A 15,104-nucleotide genomic window follows, 5' to 3' on the forward strand; every position below is an offset into this window, starting at 1 on the left:
TTTTAGGTGCATTTTTCGTCAAAAACTCCTTTTTCAGAAAGCTAAACGATCAGACAGCTTTTTCTACCCCTTGTGCGGTAAGCATTTCAGCACCACCCATTTCCAGCAGGGGGTGCTGAATAGTTACTGTCAAAGAAGTAAGGGCTGAATCATTTACTCTCTACGAGCGAAGAGTCAGTAAGGCTTGATGTGTCCTGTTGGAATATTTTGAGCTTGCTCGTAAGGCCAGGCTGTCCATGCCATTGTTTCTGATATCAGTGATAGATCATCTCACTGTTATGTTTTTGCGCATGAATCGCTGTCGTAAAACTGTCGTATTTTGCCGCACCGATGACGTAGCATCTGTTTCATGTTCAAGGTTAATATTGGAGTAACTGAATAAATGGGAAATAGAATGGAACACTTCGTGGACAGCGACAAAATAAAACAGTTACGTATTAGTAAATCTTGGTCACAGGAAAAATTGGCTGCAGCATCAGGCTTAAGCCTTAGAACAATTCAAAGGATCGAGAACGAGGGTGTGTGCTCCTTGGAATCAAAACAGGCAATTGCGGCAACGTTTCAAGTAGAACCATCAAATTTTGATACTGAGCCGACTACCAGGGTTTTCATTGATCAAAACTTATCAGATTCGAAATTCGACGATATCAATCTAGCAAACACTGAGTTCTCGAATACCAATTTACGTGGTGCGAAATTTATAAATATCAATTTAAGCCACACATTTTTTCGTGACATAAACTTAAGTAATGCAGAAATAACTGATGCCAACATATCAGGTATGAAGGTATTCGGGTATTTGCTAACAGATTTAATCGAACACTATGAAAAGTCACAGGCAAAAAAATAACAAGCGCATGCAGAGCGACCTCCAAAAGGCTGCGCCTGATGCGAGGCGATATCAGGTTTCCTGTCATCTCTTTTGGTCAGGCGGCTCTCAGGCTCGCATTGAGTCCATTATTGCTGGCATTGGCAAAAACAAAGTAAAGACGCACAGCAATGAATGCCAGACCGGTGGTCACGCCCAGAGCGATATTGGCAACACTCATCATGTAAAGACCTGCCAGTGCAGCAAAAGGCAGCCAGGGCAGAAAGAGATACAGGAAGCGAAGATAGGTTCTGACTTTTTGCTTTTGCCGGGCCCCTAAAAGACCGAGAAAAACGACAGGCAACAGAATCAGAGGCAGAATAGCTGCAATCAGGACCAGAAGCGCCATCCATTCCGGTGATTGGTTGAGCAGGTTTTGAATTGTCATCAGCATGGTGTCGCCTCCCAAGTTTGATTGTCCCATCATGCCGACTATAAGAGGGTAAGGCTGTAAGAACTTGCCGTCTACAGACTAGATTCCCGTTTAGCCAAAGTGAGTAGATATACCGCGAAGGAAAGCAGGTTGTCGAGAGCGTAGGAGGTTTTTACTGCGGTTGAGAGGGTGTTGGTACCCTCTCAAGGGAATCTTCAGTATTTTGTTTATTTTGCTATGGGTATTTGCTTTACCAGCCAGCCTTCAATATCAGATTTAAACCAGTCAGCATTGTTGCTGAAGGGTAACCTGACAGGTCTTGGAAAATCCTTTTCCTTGGTTGATCTTCTCGAAACCCGGTTTAGAACCTGGGGAAGGGATAGCAGTTTGTCTGACATCTGTGACTACCTTGCAGAGCCGGACAATAAAGGGGGATGCTCTGCTTTGTTTTCTATGAAATAGCGTTGATATCCGTTTTAGGATAAGCGTCACAATTATGCCCGGCGAAGCCTAAACACCAGATTAACAGTCTGGTAAATTTTTGATCAGGCTTAACTGGACGCCAGCATCTTGGCCCCGAAAAGGGTGAATAACCCACCCGTAAAATAATCAAAAATACGGGATACTTTCTGATAAGCCTTCTGGGCACTGCTTCTGGAAAAAGCAAAGGAAAGGAAGAGATGCCAGATCAGGGTAATCAGACCCATGATCGACATGGCCATAAAGACAAAAGGCCAGGTGACACTGCCTTTGATGACGACAGAGAAGAGACTGATCACGAAGAGTCCGGTTTTCGGATTCAGCAGGCTGGTGACAAAGGACAGGATAAAAAGTTTTTTACCATCAAGCTCACGAACCTGATGGCCTTTTTCAAAGAGAACTTTGGCAGAAGCATTCTTACGGGTTGAGATAATCTTGGTCACTCCAAGCCAGAGCAGATAGCAGCCGCCCAGGACTTTCAGAGAAGTCTGAAGCCAGGGGAACGCTTTGAGTATCACCAGCAAACCTGTCGCCCCAAGAAGACTCCAAAGCAAAACTGCTGCAGCCACTCCAAAAGCAGCGGAACTTGCCTGCCGTCGGTTACCGGTCAGTGCTGTGTTCATAGTGAGGATGACATTGGCGTGTCATAACGGCCATGGTCCAGATCAGGGCTATCTGAACCGCTGCTTCTACATAATCCATGAGTGCTCTACTGCTGGTGGATTGAAACAATGAATAGGCCCGATTATGACAGTTCCTGAGGACTGATCAATGATCGATAAATCTGCTCTTTGATGAAGTTCAAAAACATCCGAACTTTTGGTGGCGTTCGGGCTCTATCATGAAAAACCGCGAAAAGTGGGGTTTTTGGTAAGTCATAGTCTGCCAGTACCCTGACGACTTGGCCCTGGGCCAGATCATCAGCAATGACATAAGGTGGTAAGGCAACAATACCCCCGTGATTGAGCATGACATTTTTTAAGGCGATGGTGTCGTTCAGAGTCAAGTTTCCAGAAACGGGGACCAAGTGGTTTTCACCTTTTCCATCCTGAAAGAGCCAGTGACTCTGCTTTTGAACATTAGGCAAATTCATCAGAAGCAATTCATGATTCATCAAGTCTTCGGGATGGACAGGAGTGCCTTTATGGGCAAGATAGTCAGGAGAGGCACAGGTGATCACGGAAATTTCAGCCAGCTTGGTAGCCACCATGCCACTGTCGGGTAGTGTGCCAAAAATAATGGCCAGGTCTATCCCGTTTTCCAGTTGGCTGATGGAGGTGTGACTGAGATCCATATCGACGGAAAGTTCTGGATGTCGGGCAAGAAATCCAGGCAGCTCCGGAGCAATCATCGTCTGGCCAATGGCTGTGGGTATGCTGACTCTGACAAGACCTCTGGCTTGATTGGCAACCTCGTTGATCTCCGCCATAGCGGTTTCATATTCCGACACAATCACTTCACAGTGGCTAAGTAATCTTGCCCCTTCTTCTGTCAGACTGAATCGTCTGGAGTTTCTGTAGAGCAGGGCTACTCCACATTCTTTTTCCAGCTGGACAATCGCTCTGCTGACGGACGATTTGGCTATGCCCAGGGCACTGGCTGCCTGGGAAAAACTGCCCAACTGAGCGACTTTCTGGAATATTGCGGTGGCGTTGAGATACTTCATGTAGCGATAGCTGACCCATTAATGCTTGTTCTAATTTTGGAACTCATTGTTCCTTTTATCGAACCCAAAAACAAGATTCACGATGATAGACTCGGCTCACACATAGCGCGGAGCTAATAAGAATAATGAAGAAGTTCAAAGCTGTTGTTGGTTGTCTATTGGCATCCTCATTATATGCGCTCATGGCTGTCTATGCCGGTTCACTCTCTGCTGAGAACCTGGCCTACGATAAGCCCAGTAAAACTGTCCACCCCAAGCTGACCGCCCATTCCCAAACGATGGAGCAGCGGGTCGATAAAATTGCAGAAGGTGTTTATAAAGCGATTGGTTATGACATCGCTAATAGTGTCATGATCGAAGGCAAAGACGGAGTCATCATCGTTGATGTCCTGAGTACCGTAGGCTCAGCCAAACAGGTAATGGAAGAGTTTCGAAAAATAACCGACGCTCCTGTTAAAGCTCTGGTTTACACCCATCATCACGGCGACCATATCAATGGCGGACCCGGCTTTATTAACCCGGAAGATGCTGTTTCCGGCAAGGTTCGTATCTTTGCTCACAAGGATCTGACTAAAAACCTGTCTCAACAGGCCGGTATGCTGGTACCTATAACCGCCAGTCGGGCATTCTTTATGTACGGCAACTATCTGGATAAAGGTCCGGAAGGTGTCGTTAATACCGGGATTGGACCTGCCTTATTGACCGGTGAAACCCGCTTTCTTCCTCCCACTGACTTGGTTGACGAACGTCGTGTAGAAACCATTGCCGGGATGAAAGTGGAAATGGTTCATGTGCCCAGTGAGGCTAAGGATGAAATAGCGCTCTGGTTCCCTGAGAAAAAAGTACTGCATGCTGCCGAAGTATTGCAGGGTGAGAGCTTTCCGAATATCTATACCATTCGAGGCGATGTAATGCGCGATCCAGTCGAATGGGTGAGATCTATTGATCAGCTGAGAAAATATCCGGCTGAAATCCTGGTTCGCAGCCATGGCCGGGCCATTATAGGCAAAGAGAATGTTGCCAATACACTGACGGCCTATCGCGATGCCATTCAATATGTTCACGATCAGACGGTTCGTTATATCAACAAAGGTTACACGCCTGATGAAATCGTCACGGTGATTGACCGGTTACCTCCTCACCTTCTTAGTAATCCTGACCTTCAGGAATTCTATGGCACGGTTAAGCACTCAGTGAGAGCTATATACAACCAGTACCTTGGCTGGTTTAACGGTGATCCGGCAACATTAGATCCCTTGCCACCGCAGGAGAGAGCAAAACGTTACGTCCAAGCCATGGGCGGAAGAGATGCCGTTTTGAAGAATGCTGAGAAAGCTCTCGATGACGGTGATTTCCGTTGGGCTGCAGAGGTGACTAGCTACCTGATCACTTTGGACAGAGAAGATATGACTGCGCGTCAGTTGAAGGCTAAGGCATTCCGACCATTGGCGTTTGACCAGATCAATGTGAACTGGAGAAACTTCTACTTGAGCTCAGCTCTGGAAATGGAAGGTAAGGCCCCAAGGCCTCTCAATACCCGCTCCAGTGGTGTAATGGCTGCTATGCCTGCCAGTGTGGTATTGCAACACATGGCTGTCCGGGTCGATCCAGTAAAAACGGCTGATCTGGAGATTACAGGAGCCTTTGAACTGCCATCCGGTGAAAAGTATGCACTGGAACTAAGGAGAGGTGTCGTGCAGTTCCACAATCAGTTGCCTGAGAAAGTCGACTTCACCGTAAAAGCAGCCAAGAGACCCTTGCTGGGGCTGACTTTAGGCATGAGAACTGTTGATCAGCTGGTGGCTGTAAAAGCACTGAGCGTCAGTGGTGATCAGAAAGCGGCAGCTCAATTCTTTGCTGGCTTTGACCAGGCGATTCCCTGGGACCAGATCCCGGTGAGTTTGCACTGAGTACGGTTGATATTGATTGAGTTGAGCGTTGATTGAAGAGTGGGGTGAGTATGCAGCAGCAGTATGACTTTATCGTAGTGGGAGGAGGCAGTGCCGGCTGCGTACTGGCCAATCGTCTCAGTGCCTGTGGGCGTTTCCAGGTGCTGCTGGTGGAAGCGGGTGGCAAGGACTCGAATCCGATGATTCACCTGCCCCTGGGGTTCACTCAGGCAATGTCCATCTCTTCCCTGAACTGGGGATATCATACTCAGCCAGAAGCTCAACTGAATAATCGTCGTATATCCTGGTCAAGAGGAAAGGTGCTGGGTGGATGCAGTGCTATTAATGGCATGATTTACATCAGGGGCCAGAAAGAAGACTTTGATGTGTGGAATGAAAGCTGTTCTGGCTGGTCTTACGACGAAGTTTTGCCTTACTTCAAGCTCAGTGAGAAAAACAGTCGTGGCCGATCAGCTTTTCATGGAACAGAAGGGGGGCTTTCTGTCAGGGACGGTACTTTCCATCACCCTCTGACAGAACTTTACTGCCAGTCTGCTGTGAAAGCCGGGCTGCCTGAGAATAACGATTTTAACGGTGAAAAACAGGAAGGTGCTGGTCCTGCCCAATTTAATATTGATGAAAAAGGTCGCAGAGCCAGCTGTTCCAGAAGTTTTTTGACGCCGGTTCTGAACAGAAAAAATCTGACAGTGCTGACCCGGGTTCAGGTCGACGCTCTGGAACTGAAAGGACATGAAGTACAGGGAATTCGTTGTACCCGGAAAGGTCAGAGTCTGAAGTTTTTTGCCAGTAAGGAAGTGATTTTGAGTGCTGGAGCGATTAATAGTCCTCAAATACTACAGTTGTCTGGTATTGGTCCTGAATCTGTTTTGAAACAAGCCGGTGTCCCGGTTAAGCATGCTCTCAATGGGGTGGGACAGAATCTTCAGGATCATTTGACTGTTGATGTGGTGAAAGATGTCGGGTCTATCGGTACGGCTAATGACAACTTGAAACCTCTGAACTTTCTCCGCGAATTGTTTCGCTATGCCACGAAAAGGCAGGGATTTCTCTCCATGGCTGCGGCTCACAGCCTGGCCTTTTTAAAAAGTACACCCGATCAGGCTCGTCCTGATATCCAAATTCACTTTGCCCCGGCTGCCGGTACGACTAATGACAAAGGTCAGGTGGTGCCGTTGAAAGCTCCAGCCATTATATCAACGGCCTGCCAGTTAAGACCGGAGAGCCGGGGCTCAGTGAATATTATTAATAGTGATCCGTCGAGCCATCCGGAAATCAGAGCTAATTACCTGAGTACGGAACATGACTGCAAGACCATGATAGAAGCGGTGAAATGGCAACGGAAAATCTATGCCCAGCAACCGGTAGCAGAACATATTAAAGGAGAAAGCCTGCCTGGCAGACAAGTACAGAGTGATGATGAAATTCTGGACTATGTTCGCTCTCATGCAGTCAGCGTTTACCACCCGGTAGGCACCTGCAAAATGGGTACTGATTCTGATTCGGTCGTTTCTTCAAGGCTGAAAGTTCATGGTATCAATAAGCTGAGAGTGGCTGATGCTTCCATCATGCCGAACTTGCTATCAGGCAATACTAATGCGGCTTGTGTGATGATTGCCGAGCGGGCGGCGGAATGGGCTTTGCAGGATGCCTCCTGAAGAGCGATAAAAGGAGAATAGCCTGAGTTAAAGGTGCTCAGGCTATTAAGCCCACACGGGTTCAGTATTGCGATGCGGGTAGATGGACAACCAGACCATCCATTTCGGCGGTAACGGTCATCTGGCAGCTTAAGCGGCTGGTTTCTTTGGGCTCCGGGACGATTTCAAGCATTTCACGTTCAATGCCATCGGCAGCACCGGTTAGGTGAACCCACTTCTCATCAACATAACAATGACAGGTCGCGCAGGAACAAGCGCCTCCACATTCTGCGAGAATACCGTCGATCATATTCTCTGCAGCTCCTTCCATGACTGTTTTACCGACCTCGACGTCAGCTTCAAACTGATTACCGTCATGGGTGACATAATTGATGATTGGCATTCGATATCCTCATTCTGTCGTTTGGCTCAGGGGTGTCGCTTGCAGCGGCACTTGGAACTATTTGTTAAACTTTTTTTCTGCAAGCACTATCAAGCTATCAGTGTACGAATATCCGTACCCATACCCAAAGCTGGCGCCACCAGACACTTTTTCGGTTTCACTCAATATTCGTTTTGAGCTTGAAACACCTTGAGATTGAAATTTATATGAATAGTCACCAGAAGTAACAGGGGTTATGGATTTAACCAGAAATCCATCTCGACTGAGCGATTCAATAGTTTGTTGAAGGTCGATGGCTAATCTTTCGGAATCTATGATGCAATCAGAGTAACCCGTTTGTTCCCACTGAGCTTCTTTGCGATAAACGTCTTTAGTTCCACCGAGCAATCCTTTTTTTGTTTCTCCCGTAGGAATCTTTTTTGTAACTTCTTTACCGGTAGGTATGAAATAGCTTTTTACCAGTACTACTTTTTGCATGTCTACTCCTTTATGTTTAACGCTTGGCTCTGTTGAACTGTAGGCGTCACCTGGAATTACTTAGTAGGGCTTTAAACGTGATCGCTGATTTTTTCCCACTCTTGTTCAAAGCCATTATTGGCTAGATGACCACTAATAATATTCATTAAACGTTCCATCCAAAATTGAAGATCACTTTCTCCAAGAATAATTATTTTCTTTTCTTTATCTTCAGCAGATTTATCAAACATCTTCCAGAAAAATAGCGAAATATCTTCTGCCTGATCTTTTCTCGAAATGCTTAAATCACCTTTTGCAAGCTTTAAAGCAAGTTCGTTTTTTAATTCATTTGCATAATGAATCATAATATCTTGAGCTTTTTTATCACTTCCAGTAAAGTCGAGCATCTTACCTCCTAAAATGTCTCATCAATCATAATGTTCATTCGCTTGGATATCCATCGTAGCTTTTCAACAAGTTTGCTTACGTGCGTTTTTTGTGTTGCGGCTAAGAAGTAATGATGTTTGTTTTTAGAGTCTTGCTTGAATTCTAGCCCATTCGGAACTGGGAAATTACTAAGAATCCACCATGCAACATTGGCTGGACCCGGTGAATTGTAACCCTTGGCATGACGACTGAGCATTTTTCGTGTGTTTTTTAAATGCGATCCAGTTTTTGAAAAGGATAAACCGGCATTGGGGTCAGGAATGACCCATTCTAAGCCAGTGGCTTTCTCAAACTTATAGTCACAAACTCTCACACCTTCTACTAATTGATAAGGGCCTTGACTACCTTCTTTATATAAAGTTGGTTCATTCGGAGGTATAACTACACGAAACATAACACCAAGCTCATTGCTATTCTTTTTATCTCTCAATTCGTCTATGAGTTCGTTTATTTTTTGAGTGAGATCCTCAACAGTTCTGAAATGTTCTATCTCACGACTCATTATCTCACTCCTTTGCTATATGTATGCTAGCCCTGACAGGATGTTATGATGGAGAGCCTTGCTTTGTAGGGGCTGCGCTCTTTTCATCGCTCAAGACTGTTATGCCAAGAATGACTCAGGGCTGTTTACGGCAGTAACTCTTTGGGATCAATAGAGTCGTCAGCGAGTTTAGTGGCATCCACCTCGACTCCGGATTGAATCAGTTTTTTGGCAGTCATGAATTCCTTGCCTCGATTCACGCAATCTGCCGCTAACAGCTTTCCGTCTTTCAGGTACCAGGCAACAAAACTTCTGCTCTGTTCATAGTCACCCCGAATGACCACCTGATCATAGCCCTCACTAAGGCCGGCAATCTGCAGTTTCGTATCGTACTGGTCGGACCAGAACCAGGGCTGAGCGGCATAGACCTTTTCTTTACCGCAGATAGACGCAGCAGCACTCCTGGATTGCTCCATCGCATTCGGCACTGACTCCAGGCGCATTCTCTTGCCAAAGAGGGGGTTCGGGAAGTTGGTGCAGTCTCCGGCCGCAACAATGTCGGGATCTGAGGTTTTTGCCAGCTCATCCACCAGGATACCGTTATCCACTTCCAGGCCTGCTTTTTCAGCAAGCTCCACATTAGGAAGAATTCCTGCACCAATAATGACCAGGTCAGCATCAAGACGACTTTGGTCATCTAGAATAACACCTTCAACTTTTCCATTACCTTCAATGGCTCTAATGGCGGTACCCGTTTTGATGTCCACACCTTCCTCTGTGTGAACTCGATGATAAAAAGCCGAAATCTCCGGAGCCGTTACCCGTTGTAAAACACGGTCCATCATTTCCAAAACGGTGACTTCAAGACCCAGCTTTCTCAACGCAGCAGCGGTTTCCAGACCAATATATCCACCACCCACGATTACTGCTTTTTTTCCTGGAGCAATATCGGACTGAATGCCTTCAATGTCCGCAGCAGTTCTGAGGTAATGCACGCCGGGTAGCTGGCTTCCTTCCAGAGTCAGTATTCTGGGGCGAGAACCCGTACATAGGGCCAGCTTATCGTATTGAAGTGTTTCACCAGAGCTGAGTGTCAGGGATTTTTTTTCCCGGTCAATGGCTTCTATCCGGGTATTTAACTTGAACTGGATATTCTGCTTTTCGTAGAAAGCGGCGGGTCGAATCTGGATTTGCTCAATGGTTTTTTCACCGGAAAGAAACGTTTTTGAGAGAGGGGGGCGGTGATAGGGAAAATAGGCTTCATCGCCAATGACCAGAATTTCGCCTTCCCAACCTTCGGTTCTCAGGCTGGCTGAAAGCTGCGCAGCGGCATGGCTGGCACCAATGATGACACAGACTTCACTCATAAGGGGATCCTGAACTGATTTCCTTGCGGTGGATGTTTTCGTTTTATTATTGTGAAATTTTTTCATCGCGGTGAGAGAGGAAAAAATTCTTTTGTACCGGGTTGTTTAAGTACAGTACCTTAACCCGAAAAATGTCGAAAGGCACGACTTACCATGAAAATGCAGCGCTCCAGACTCTGAAACTATGTTCAGTTTTTTGATGAGCTGCATTTCCGGTTTGGCGTTGTTTTACAGGATATTTTGTAGCTGAAGTGGTAACAAAGGGTCGCTATGCCTGAGGTTGGGGCTTTGCTTCAGTCACGGCAACACTCTCCAGAAACTCCATGATGCTCTGAACATCTTCCAGTTCACCTTCTTCATTCCAGAGTACAGCAATACAACTGGTTCTGAACGTTATTCTGACAGCAGAAGAGGGTAATTTTGAGAGCGCTTCAGGACGAGCCTTGGCGTTATCTGGCCAATCTCCACTGGTTGATTTTTCCAGGACAATGACGGGGTCATCTTCCTCGGTGAGAGACACTATGGAGTACTCTAACCAGGGACCCTGCTCGTAGTCAGCCGTCTCAGGTAAAAGGTCTTCATCTTTGATCTCCCGACAGGTAAGACCAGACATGATTGCCTTGTTTCTGAGCTTCATGCGACGCCTTTCCGATCTGGGAGGCAGCAGCCAGATGAAGTTACCAAGAATAACCAGAATAATGAGTGCGACAATCCAGATCATATTTTTATTCTACGACAGTGTTTTTCTTCTATCTGCTATGGAAATACAGCCCGTTATTCAGGGTATGACACGAGTTTGGCTTTTGGATTGATAGGATCCATGCCACTAGCAAATAGCCATTAGCATGGATCATATCATAAGGGCTCAGGAGTCGTTACTGATCTGTAACAGGACTGATATAGACCGCTGACCAGTATGATCCACCTGGCCACCAGGAAGGGAAGGGGCCTTTTTTGCTGTATTGCCTGTCATTAATCTGATAAACCCCGTCTTCTTTGGTAATAGGAGGCTTTTCGCCTCGCTGGAATATCAGCATATCAGGCAGCTCAGAGGCTTCAGACCATTCTTCGGGAGGCTGGTTACCTGCGTTCCAGCCTTTTTGCCGTCTAAGTGGGTGGGTCATGACTTTCAGGCCAACATCGTCTCTCCATGGGATTGAATAGACATACCCGTTGTAGACTGACATGACGTCATTGTTAAGGTTGCTCTTAGGCGAGCTCTTACCTTTCTCAATTAACGGACTAACAATTCGGCTATACACGCTGTAGTAGTTAGGCCTCATGTTTGCAGTCTCGGTATAGACGAAATTCACGATGCGAGTAATCTGGCTGTGAAGAGGAAGCACTGGCGGTTTAAGCTGGTCCTGACTTGAGTTTGCAAACAGTTTATTGTATTGGTCCGGGCCAAAATTGGCCTGTGACAATTTGTTTGCACCACCCAGATTTTTTATCCATTCTTCAACATTGGCACTGACAACATAGGGGTCATGGAATACTCCGATGTGATTATGATGCAGGTGAGCAACCAGTGTGCTATTCACATCGAGCAACGTCTCAGCCGCGAGGTAGGTGACATCTGCTTTTAACCCTTTACCCGTTGGCGTTCCATTGGCTTCCCAATCAAGACTGGCAAACTGCAGTGCTTTGGCAAAAGGGGCGTCATCAATGCGTTCGGCATGCTTACCATCTGCACTCAGGCTGATCATTTTGACCGGAGTCGGGGCGAATCTTTCATCTTTGGTGGCTGAACTGGCAAAGAGATAGAGAGGTTGTCCAGCATAATGATTGAGAGCCAGAGTGATGATGGAGACACCCGCTTCTACCTTCAGGTTTTGTTTATTGAGCTGCAGAGGGTAAAAATAATTTTCCTGTGTGGAAGAACGCTGCATTTCCTCCAAGTCCAGAATATAGACCTGGTCTTCAAAGCCAACATAAATCAGATTGTGACTTGGGTTGTAGGCCAGAGAAATGCCGTATTCGTTGTTGTAGTTTTCTTTCTCTTTTGGATTGTTCTTATCTGACTCTTTATCAAACCCATTGGTGAGCAGACTTTTAAGGGCAATGTTAACTTCCGGGGTTTGGAAGGATGTCTTTACTGAGCCCCGGTTTGGGTGCTTGATAATGACATTGGAGCGCTCACAGGTATAAACGAGGCTGCCATCTTTTAGAACCAAAAGGCTCTGAAGCTTTGGCCTTTTTTCATTTTTATTGTTCTTAGTGCCTTTTTTATCGGTTCCAACCTTGCCTGGATCATTATATGGGCAGACTTCATCGAACTGTCCAATCACTTCCCAGTCATAGGCACTTCCTAAAGCATTGGGATTGTCATTTGTGGCTGTTTGTCCCCTGAGCTTGCCATTCTGCTCTGGTACCACCGAATCCTTCAGGATATTCATGGGTAGTCGGATAACCAGCTGTTTATTGGCAGGACCTGTAGCCAGGGCGTGCATATAGGCATCTGGAACCGCAGAGTAGCTCATGCCTCCATACAGAAGCAGTGCACTCAGACCTGCGGACGTTAATAAAGCTTTCAATTGAATACCCTCATTTCCGGTGATTCAGACATCAAATCATAGAAAAATAGACTATCCAGCTACACCAGAGTTCACTGGAATCAAACAAGATCAGGGAATCAAGGGGGAGGGTAGTATCAATCTGCAGTTATCAAGAAGTGGAAAGTTATTTGTTTTCAATAAATTATGGGAATAAAAAAGCCGGGCGACCCGGCTTTACGGTATTACTGACGGATACCTTCAACTTCAAGAGTCAGATAGATGGTGGAAGACGCAGGTCCCAGATCCATCATTTTGAAATCTTTCATAGCGAGTGTGGTGGTCCCGCTGAACCCTGCGCGGTAGCCACCCCATGGATCTTTGCCTTCACCAATCTTGACCGCATCAATGACGATTTCTTTGGTAATCCCTTTCAGAGTGAAGTCACCATAAATCTTGGCATTCTCGCCGTCAGTGGATTCAATGCGGGTGCTCACGAAACGGGCTTCAGGAAATTTACTGACATTCAGGAAGTCGCTGCCACGCAAGTGCTTGTCTCGCTCAGCGTGACTGCTGTCTACAGAAGCTGTTTTGATGGTGACATCCACTTTGGATTTGGATGGGTCTTTCTCATCAAAAGTGAAACTGCCATTAAAGTCTTCAAAATTACCATGCAGCCAGCTGTAGCCAAGATGACTGATTTTGAAATTAATAAAGGCGTGAGCCCCTTTGGTATCAATTGCGTAATCAGCGGCCATGGCAGGTACAGACAGGCCCATGGCGGCTGCTGAAAGAGCAGAAGCTGCCAGTATTTTTTTAAGTGCGTTCAAGGTTATTACTCCGTGCTTGTTATCATTCGCTTCAATGTGTCGTCTTTATCAATCAGGTGGTGTTTGATAGCGGCAAGACCATGTCCTGCAGCCACAATCACCAGAGTCCAGGCCAGGTAGAAGTGAACTTCTCCGGCCAGATCTTCCTGTCCTTCTATTCCTGTAATCAATGCCGGGACTTCAAACCAGTCAAAAACAGAAATGCTGCGTCCATCAGCAGTACTGATGAGATAGCCGCTGATCATAATCCCAAACAGCAAAAAATAGATGAGATAGTGGCCCAATTTTGCCATCAGAGTGGTTGTCTTGCTGTGATTGGGTAGAGGTTTGGGAGCAGGGTTTAGCCATTTCCATAACAATCTGAAAGCCGTCAGGGCAAACAGAGTGATTCCGAAACTTTTATGCCACCAGGGAAGTGTTCGATAGAGTGGATCATAGTACGACAGTGACATCATATAAAGCCCGATGCCAAACAGGGAAAAGACTGCCAGAGCACTGACCCAGTGAATGATGATACTGATGCTTCCATAGCTCGAGTGATTATTTTTCCAGGCGGCCATACCGTCGCTCCTCTATCTTATGTGAGAAATCTTATGTGAGAAGCCTAAAGCATCATAATTTCGAATAAAATCAGAAATATTGTGGGATATAGATCTAAAAAATCGATGGGTCGCTGTTTAAGGATGGGAAATTAATCGCTAAAACAGTTCTTGCTGGTCTGTATCTGGCTTTTTTCCACGGGGCTTCAAATAAATGAATCTCGATCGGGGAAACTCCCTTTTGAAGATACGCTTTAGCTGTTTTTTAAGCAGGGCGTACTCCACTTCCCATTCCTGATTGAAGTAGCCAAACTCCGTAATCATGAAGCAGTTCTCGGAAAGGGCGTCAATATACAAGCCCCGATCCTTTTTATAGCTGAGGATACTCAGTCCATTGCCAGGAGAAAGGATCTGGATATCTTTCAGTACTCTGGGAATTGAGCCATTGATTGGGATCATAGTGTTTTACGTTTTAAAGTACTGAGAGCATAGGGATCGGTAACGCCTTCTTTATAAACTCTGAGCTTGTTACTGCGGGGGAATTCTTTCTTGAAGGCTTTCTTAAGAGCTTTGAGAATGTAGGCTTCACTGCCTTCCATCGTTTGCTGGGAAAAGCCGTTCTCGATCAACAGATAGCGGTTCACTTCTTCCCTGCAGATCACAATGATGCGGTTGCGTTTATAGGATCGAATGTCCAGGCATTCTCCCAGTGTCAGAGAGGGCAGCATTCGGCTAATTTCGGTGTGCAGGTTACTTTTATCCAACATAGGTAAGGACTGAAAGTTTCAACTTCAATGGCTGAAGATAGTGCTTGGCTTTGTTCTCAATATCAATGAGCGTACTTTCCCAAAAGGGCTTAAAAAACGCTGAAGCATAGAGACTGAAAGGGCTCTGGGTAAATGTTCAGATCAATCGATTTTATTTATTTCTGCTATAAGCAGATAAGGCGTGCGGGCCCCTTCATAACTGGTCTGAATTATGAAGGGGCCTACTACTCGAAACCCATTTGTTGGTCGCATTCAGCCAGAGCGAGAGCGAGAGCTTTCGTGGCAAGGCGTGATAACGCAGTAATATCTGGATCTTTCAAGTGATCACAACGCAGTCATGGAAGCTCTCGTTCTGGCCCGAAGGGTGACTCTTAAAGCGGCCATCTGACTG

18 protein-coding genes are annotated in these 15,104 nt (G+C 46.1%); 3 read left to right on the top strand and 15 right to left on the bottom strand.

Going from position 1 to position 15,104, the window contains the following annotated elements; all coding sequences use genetic code 11:
* Nucleotides 1-406: 406 nt before the first annotated feature.
* A complete protein-coding gene (locus tag ACR2PX_RS06135) occupies nucleotides 407-850 on the top strand; it encodes a pentapeptide repeat-containing protein (protein ID WP_433998479.1) in 444 nt (147 codons plus the stop codon).
* Between the two features lie 76 nt (nucleotides 851-926).
* Here the strand turns inward: ACR2PX_RS06135 and ACR2PX_RS06140 are convergent, their stop codons facing one another.
* The 4 genes from ACR2PX_RS06140 to ACR2PX_RS06155 all read right to left on the bottom strand — a co-directional run bounded on the left by ACR2PX_RS06140 (nucleotide 927) and on the right by ACR2PX_RS06155 (nucleotide 3,387).
* Entirely contained in the window at nucleotides 927-1,262 is a 336-nt protein-coding gene (locus ACR2PX_RS06140; RefSeq protein ID WP_433998480.1) for a hypothetical protein, read from the bottom strand.
* 206 nt (nucleotides 1,263-1,468) lie between these two features.
* The gene (locus ACR2PX_RS06145; RefSeq protein ID WP_433998481.1) at nucleotides 1,469-1,639 is read right to left on the bottom strand and encodes a helix-turn-helix transcriptional regulator; all 171 of its coding nucleotides are present in this window, start codon (nucleotides 1,637-1,639) and stop codon (nucleotides 1,469-1,471) included.
* A 153-nt stretch (nucleotides 1,640-1,792) separates the two neighbouring features.
* Nucleotides 1,793-2,353 carry a LysE family transporter gene (locus tag ACR2PX_RS06150; RefSeq protein WP_433998496.1) on the bottom strand — a complete coding sequence of 187 codons (561 nt, stop codon included), beginning with the start codon at nucleotides 2,351-2,353 and terminating at the stop codon, nucleotides 1,793-1,795.
* A gap of 113 nt (nucleotides 2,354-2,466) precedes the next feature.
* Entirely contained in the window at nucleotides 2,467-3,387 is a 921-nt protein-coding gene (locus tag ACR2PX_RS06155) for a LysR family transcriptional regulator (RefSeq protein ID WP_433998482.1), read from the bottom strand.
* A 125-nt stretch (nucleotides 3,388-3,512) separates the two neighbouring features.
* Between ACR2PX_RS06155 and ACR2PX_RS06160 the strand changes: the two genes are divergently transcribed.
* Entirely contained in the window at nucleotides 3,513-5,297 is a 1,785-nt protein-coding gene (locus ACR2PX_RS06160; protein ID WP_433998483.1) for an alkyl/aryl-sulfatase, read from the top strand.
* Between the two features lie 50 nt (nucleotides 5,298-5,347).
* Nucleotides 5,348-6,952, top strand: a complete 1,605-nt coding sequence (locus tag ACR2PX_RS06165) for a GMC family oxidoreductase (RefSeq protein ID WP_433998484.1) — start codon at nucleotides 5,348-5,350, stop codon at nucleotides 6,950-6,952.
* Between the two features lie 61 nt (nucleotides 6,953-7,013).
* Here the strand turns inward: ACR2PX_RS06165 and ACR2PX_RS06170 are convergent, their stop codons facing one another.
* The 11 genes from ACR2PX_RS06170 to ACR2PX_RS06220 all read right to left on the bottom strand — a co-directional run bounded on the left by ACR2PX_RS06170 (nucleotide 7,014) and on the right by ACR2PX_RS06220 (nucleotide 14,713).
* Nucleotides 7,014-7,334 (bottom strand): 2Fe-2S iron-sulfur cluster-binding protein, encoded by a 321-nt coding sequence (locus ACR2PX_RS06170; RefSeq protein WP_433998485.1) that lies wholly within the window; start codon nucleotides 7,332-7,334, stop codon nucleotides 7,014-7,016.
* Between the two features lie 57 nt (nucleotides 7,335-7,391).
* Nucleotides 7,392-7,811: a hypothetical protein gene (locus tag ACR2PX_RS06175; protein WP_433998486.1), complete on the bottom strand. Its 420-nt coding sequence runs from the start codon at nucleotides 7,809-7,811 to the stop codon at nucleotides 7,392-7,394.
* Nucleotides 7,812-7,882: 71 nt separating this feature from the next.
* Nucleotides 7,883-8,197, bottom strand: a complete 315-nt coding sequence (locus tag ACR2PX_RS06180; protein WP_433998487.1) for a hypothetical protein — start codon at nucleotides 8,195-8,197, stop codon at nucleotides 7,883-7,885.
* A gap of 8 nt (nucleotides 8,198-8,205) precedes the next feature.
* The gene (locus ACR2PX_RS06185) at nucleotides 8,206-8,739 is read right to left on the bottom strand and encodes a hypothetical protein (RefSeq protein ID WP_433998488.1); all 534 of its coding nucleotides are present in this window, start codon (nucleotides 8,737-8,739) and stop codon (nucleotides 8,206-8,208) included.
* 125 nt (nucleotides 8,740-8,864) lie between these two features.
* The gene (locus tag ACR2PX_RS06190; protein WP_433998489.1) at nucleotides 8,865-10,085 is read right to left on the bottom strand and encodes an NAD(P)/FAD-dependent oxidoreductase; all 1,221 of its coding nucleotides are present in this window, start codon (nucleotides 10,083-10,085) and stop codon (nucleotides 8,865-8,867) included.
* A gap of 268 nt (nucleotides 10,086-10,353) precedes the next feature.
* Entirely contained in the window at nucleotides 10,354-10,806 is a 453-nt protein-coding gene (locus tag ACR2PX_RS06195; RefSeq protein ID WP_433998490.1) for a hypothetical protein, read from the bottom strand.
* A gap of 154 nt (nucleotides 10,807-10,960) precedes the next feature.
* A complete protein-coding gene (locus ACR2PX_RS06200) occupies nucleotides 10,961-12,619 on the bottom strand; it encodes a hypothetical protein (RefSeq protein ID WP_433998491.1) in 1,659 nt (552 codons plus the stop codon).
* A gap of 203 nt (nucleotides 12,620-12,822) precedes the next feature.
* Nucleotides 12,823-13,407 carry a YceI family protein gene (locus tag ACR2PX_RS06205; RefSeq protein WP_433998492.1) on the bottom strand — a complete coding sequence of 195 codons (585 nt, stop codon included), beginning with the start codon at nucleotides 13,405-13,407 and terminating at the stop codon, nucleotides 12,823-12,825.
* 5 nt (nucleotides 13,408-13,412) lie between these two features.
* Nucleotides 13,413-13,967: a cytochrome b gene (locus ACR2PX_RS06210; protein ID WP_433998493.1), complete on the bottom strand. Its 555-nt coding sequence runs from the start codon at nucleotides 13,965-13,967 to the stop codon at nucleotides 13,413-13,415.
* A 138-nt stretch (nucleotides 13,968-14,105) separates the two neighbouring features.
* Nucleotides 14,106-14,405, bottom strand: coding sequence for a hypothetical protein (locus ACR2PX_RS06215; protein ID WP_433998494.1), 300 nt, complete (start codon nucleotides 14,403-14,405; stop codon nucleotides 14,106-14,108).
* Nucleotides 14,402-14,713, bottom strand: a complete 312-nt coding sequence (locus tag ACR2PX_RS06220; protein ID WP_433998495.1) for a hypothetical protein — start codon at nucleotides 14,711-14,713, stop codon at nucleotides 14,402-14,404. The genes ACR2PX_RS06215 and ACR2PX_RS06220 overlap by 4 nt, the downstream gene beginning before the upstream one ends.
* Nucleotides 14,714-15,104 lie beyond the last annotated feature (391 nt).

The organism is Endozoicomonas sp., from assembly GCF_051008435.1.
Lineage (GTDB): Bacteria > Pseudomonadota > Gammaproteobacteria > Pseudomonadales > Endozoicomonadaceae > Endozoicomonas_A.

Coding starts and splice junctions, on each gene's coding strand:
- ACR2PX_RS06180 (WP_433998487.1), bottom strand. CDS start 8,197: ATGCTCGACTTTACTGGAAGTGATAAAAAAGCTCAAGATATTATGATT.
- ACR2PX_RS06175 (WP_433998486.1), bottom strand. CDS start 7,811: ATGCAAAAAGTAGTACTGGTAAAAAGCTATTTCATACCTACCGGTAAA.
- ACR2PX_RS06140 (WP_433998480.1), bottom strand. CDS start 1,262: ATGCTGATGACAATTCAAAACCTGCTCAACCAATCACCGGAATGGATG.
- ACR2PX_RS06155 (WP_433998482.1), bottom strand. CDS start 3,387: ATGAAGTATCTCAACGCCACCGCAATATTCCAGAAAGTCGCTCAGTTG.
- ACR2PX_RS06170 (WP_433998485.1), bottom strand. CDS start 7,334: ATGCCAATCATCAATTATGTCACCCATGACGGTAATCAGTTTGAAGCT.
- ACR2PX_RS06165 (WP_433998484.1), top strand. CDS start 5,348: ATGCAGCAGCAGTATGACTTTATCGTAGTGGGAGGAGGCAGTGCCGGC.
- ACR2PX_RS06220 (WP_433998495.1), bottom strand. CDS start 14,713: ATGTTGGATAAAAGTAACCTGCACACCGAAATTAGCCGAATGCTGCCC.
- ACR2PX_RS06160 (WP_433998483.1), top strand. CDS start 3,513: ATGAAGAAGTTCAAAGCTGTTGTTGGTTGTCTATTGGCATCCTCATTA.
- ACR2PX_RS06190 (WP_433998489.1), bottom strand. CDS start 10,085: ATGAGTGAAGTCTGTGTCATCATTGGTGCCAGCCATGCCGCTGCGCAG.
- ACR2PX_RS06185 (WP_433998488.1), bottom strand. CDS start 8,739: ATGAGTCGTGAGATAGAACATTTCAGAACTGTTGAGGATCTCACTCAA.
- ACR2PX_RS06145 (WP_433998481.1), bottom strand. CDS start 1,639: ATGTCAGACAAACTGCTATCCCTTCCCCAGGTTCTAAACCGGGTTTCG.
- ACR2PX_RS06210 (WP_433998493.1), bottom strand. CDS start 13,967: ATGGCCGCCTGGAAAAATAATCACTCGAGCTATGGAAGCATCAGTATC.
- ACR2PX_RS06215 (WP_433998494.1), bottom strand. CDS start 14,405: ATGATCCCAATCAATGGCTCAATTCCCAGAGTACTGAAAGATATCCAG.
- ACR2PX_RS06195 (WP_433998490.1), bottom strand. CDS start 10,806: ATGATCTGGATTGTCGCACTCATTATTCTGGTTATTCTTGGTAACTTC.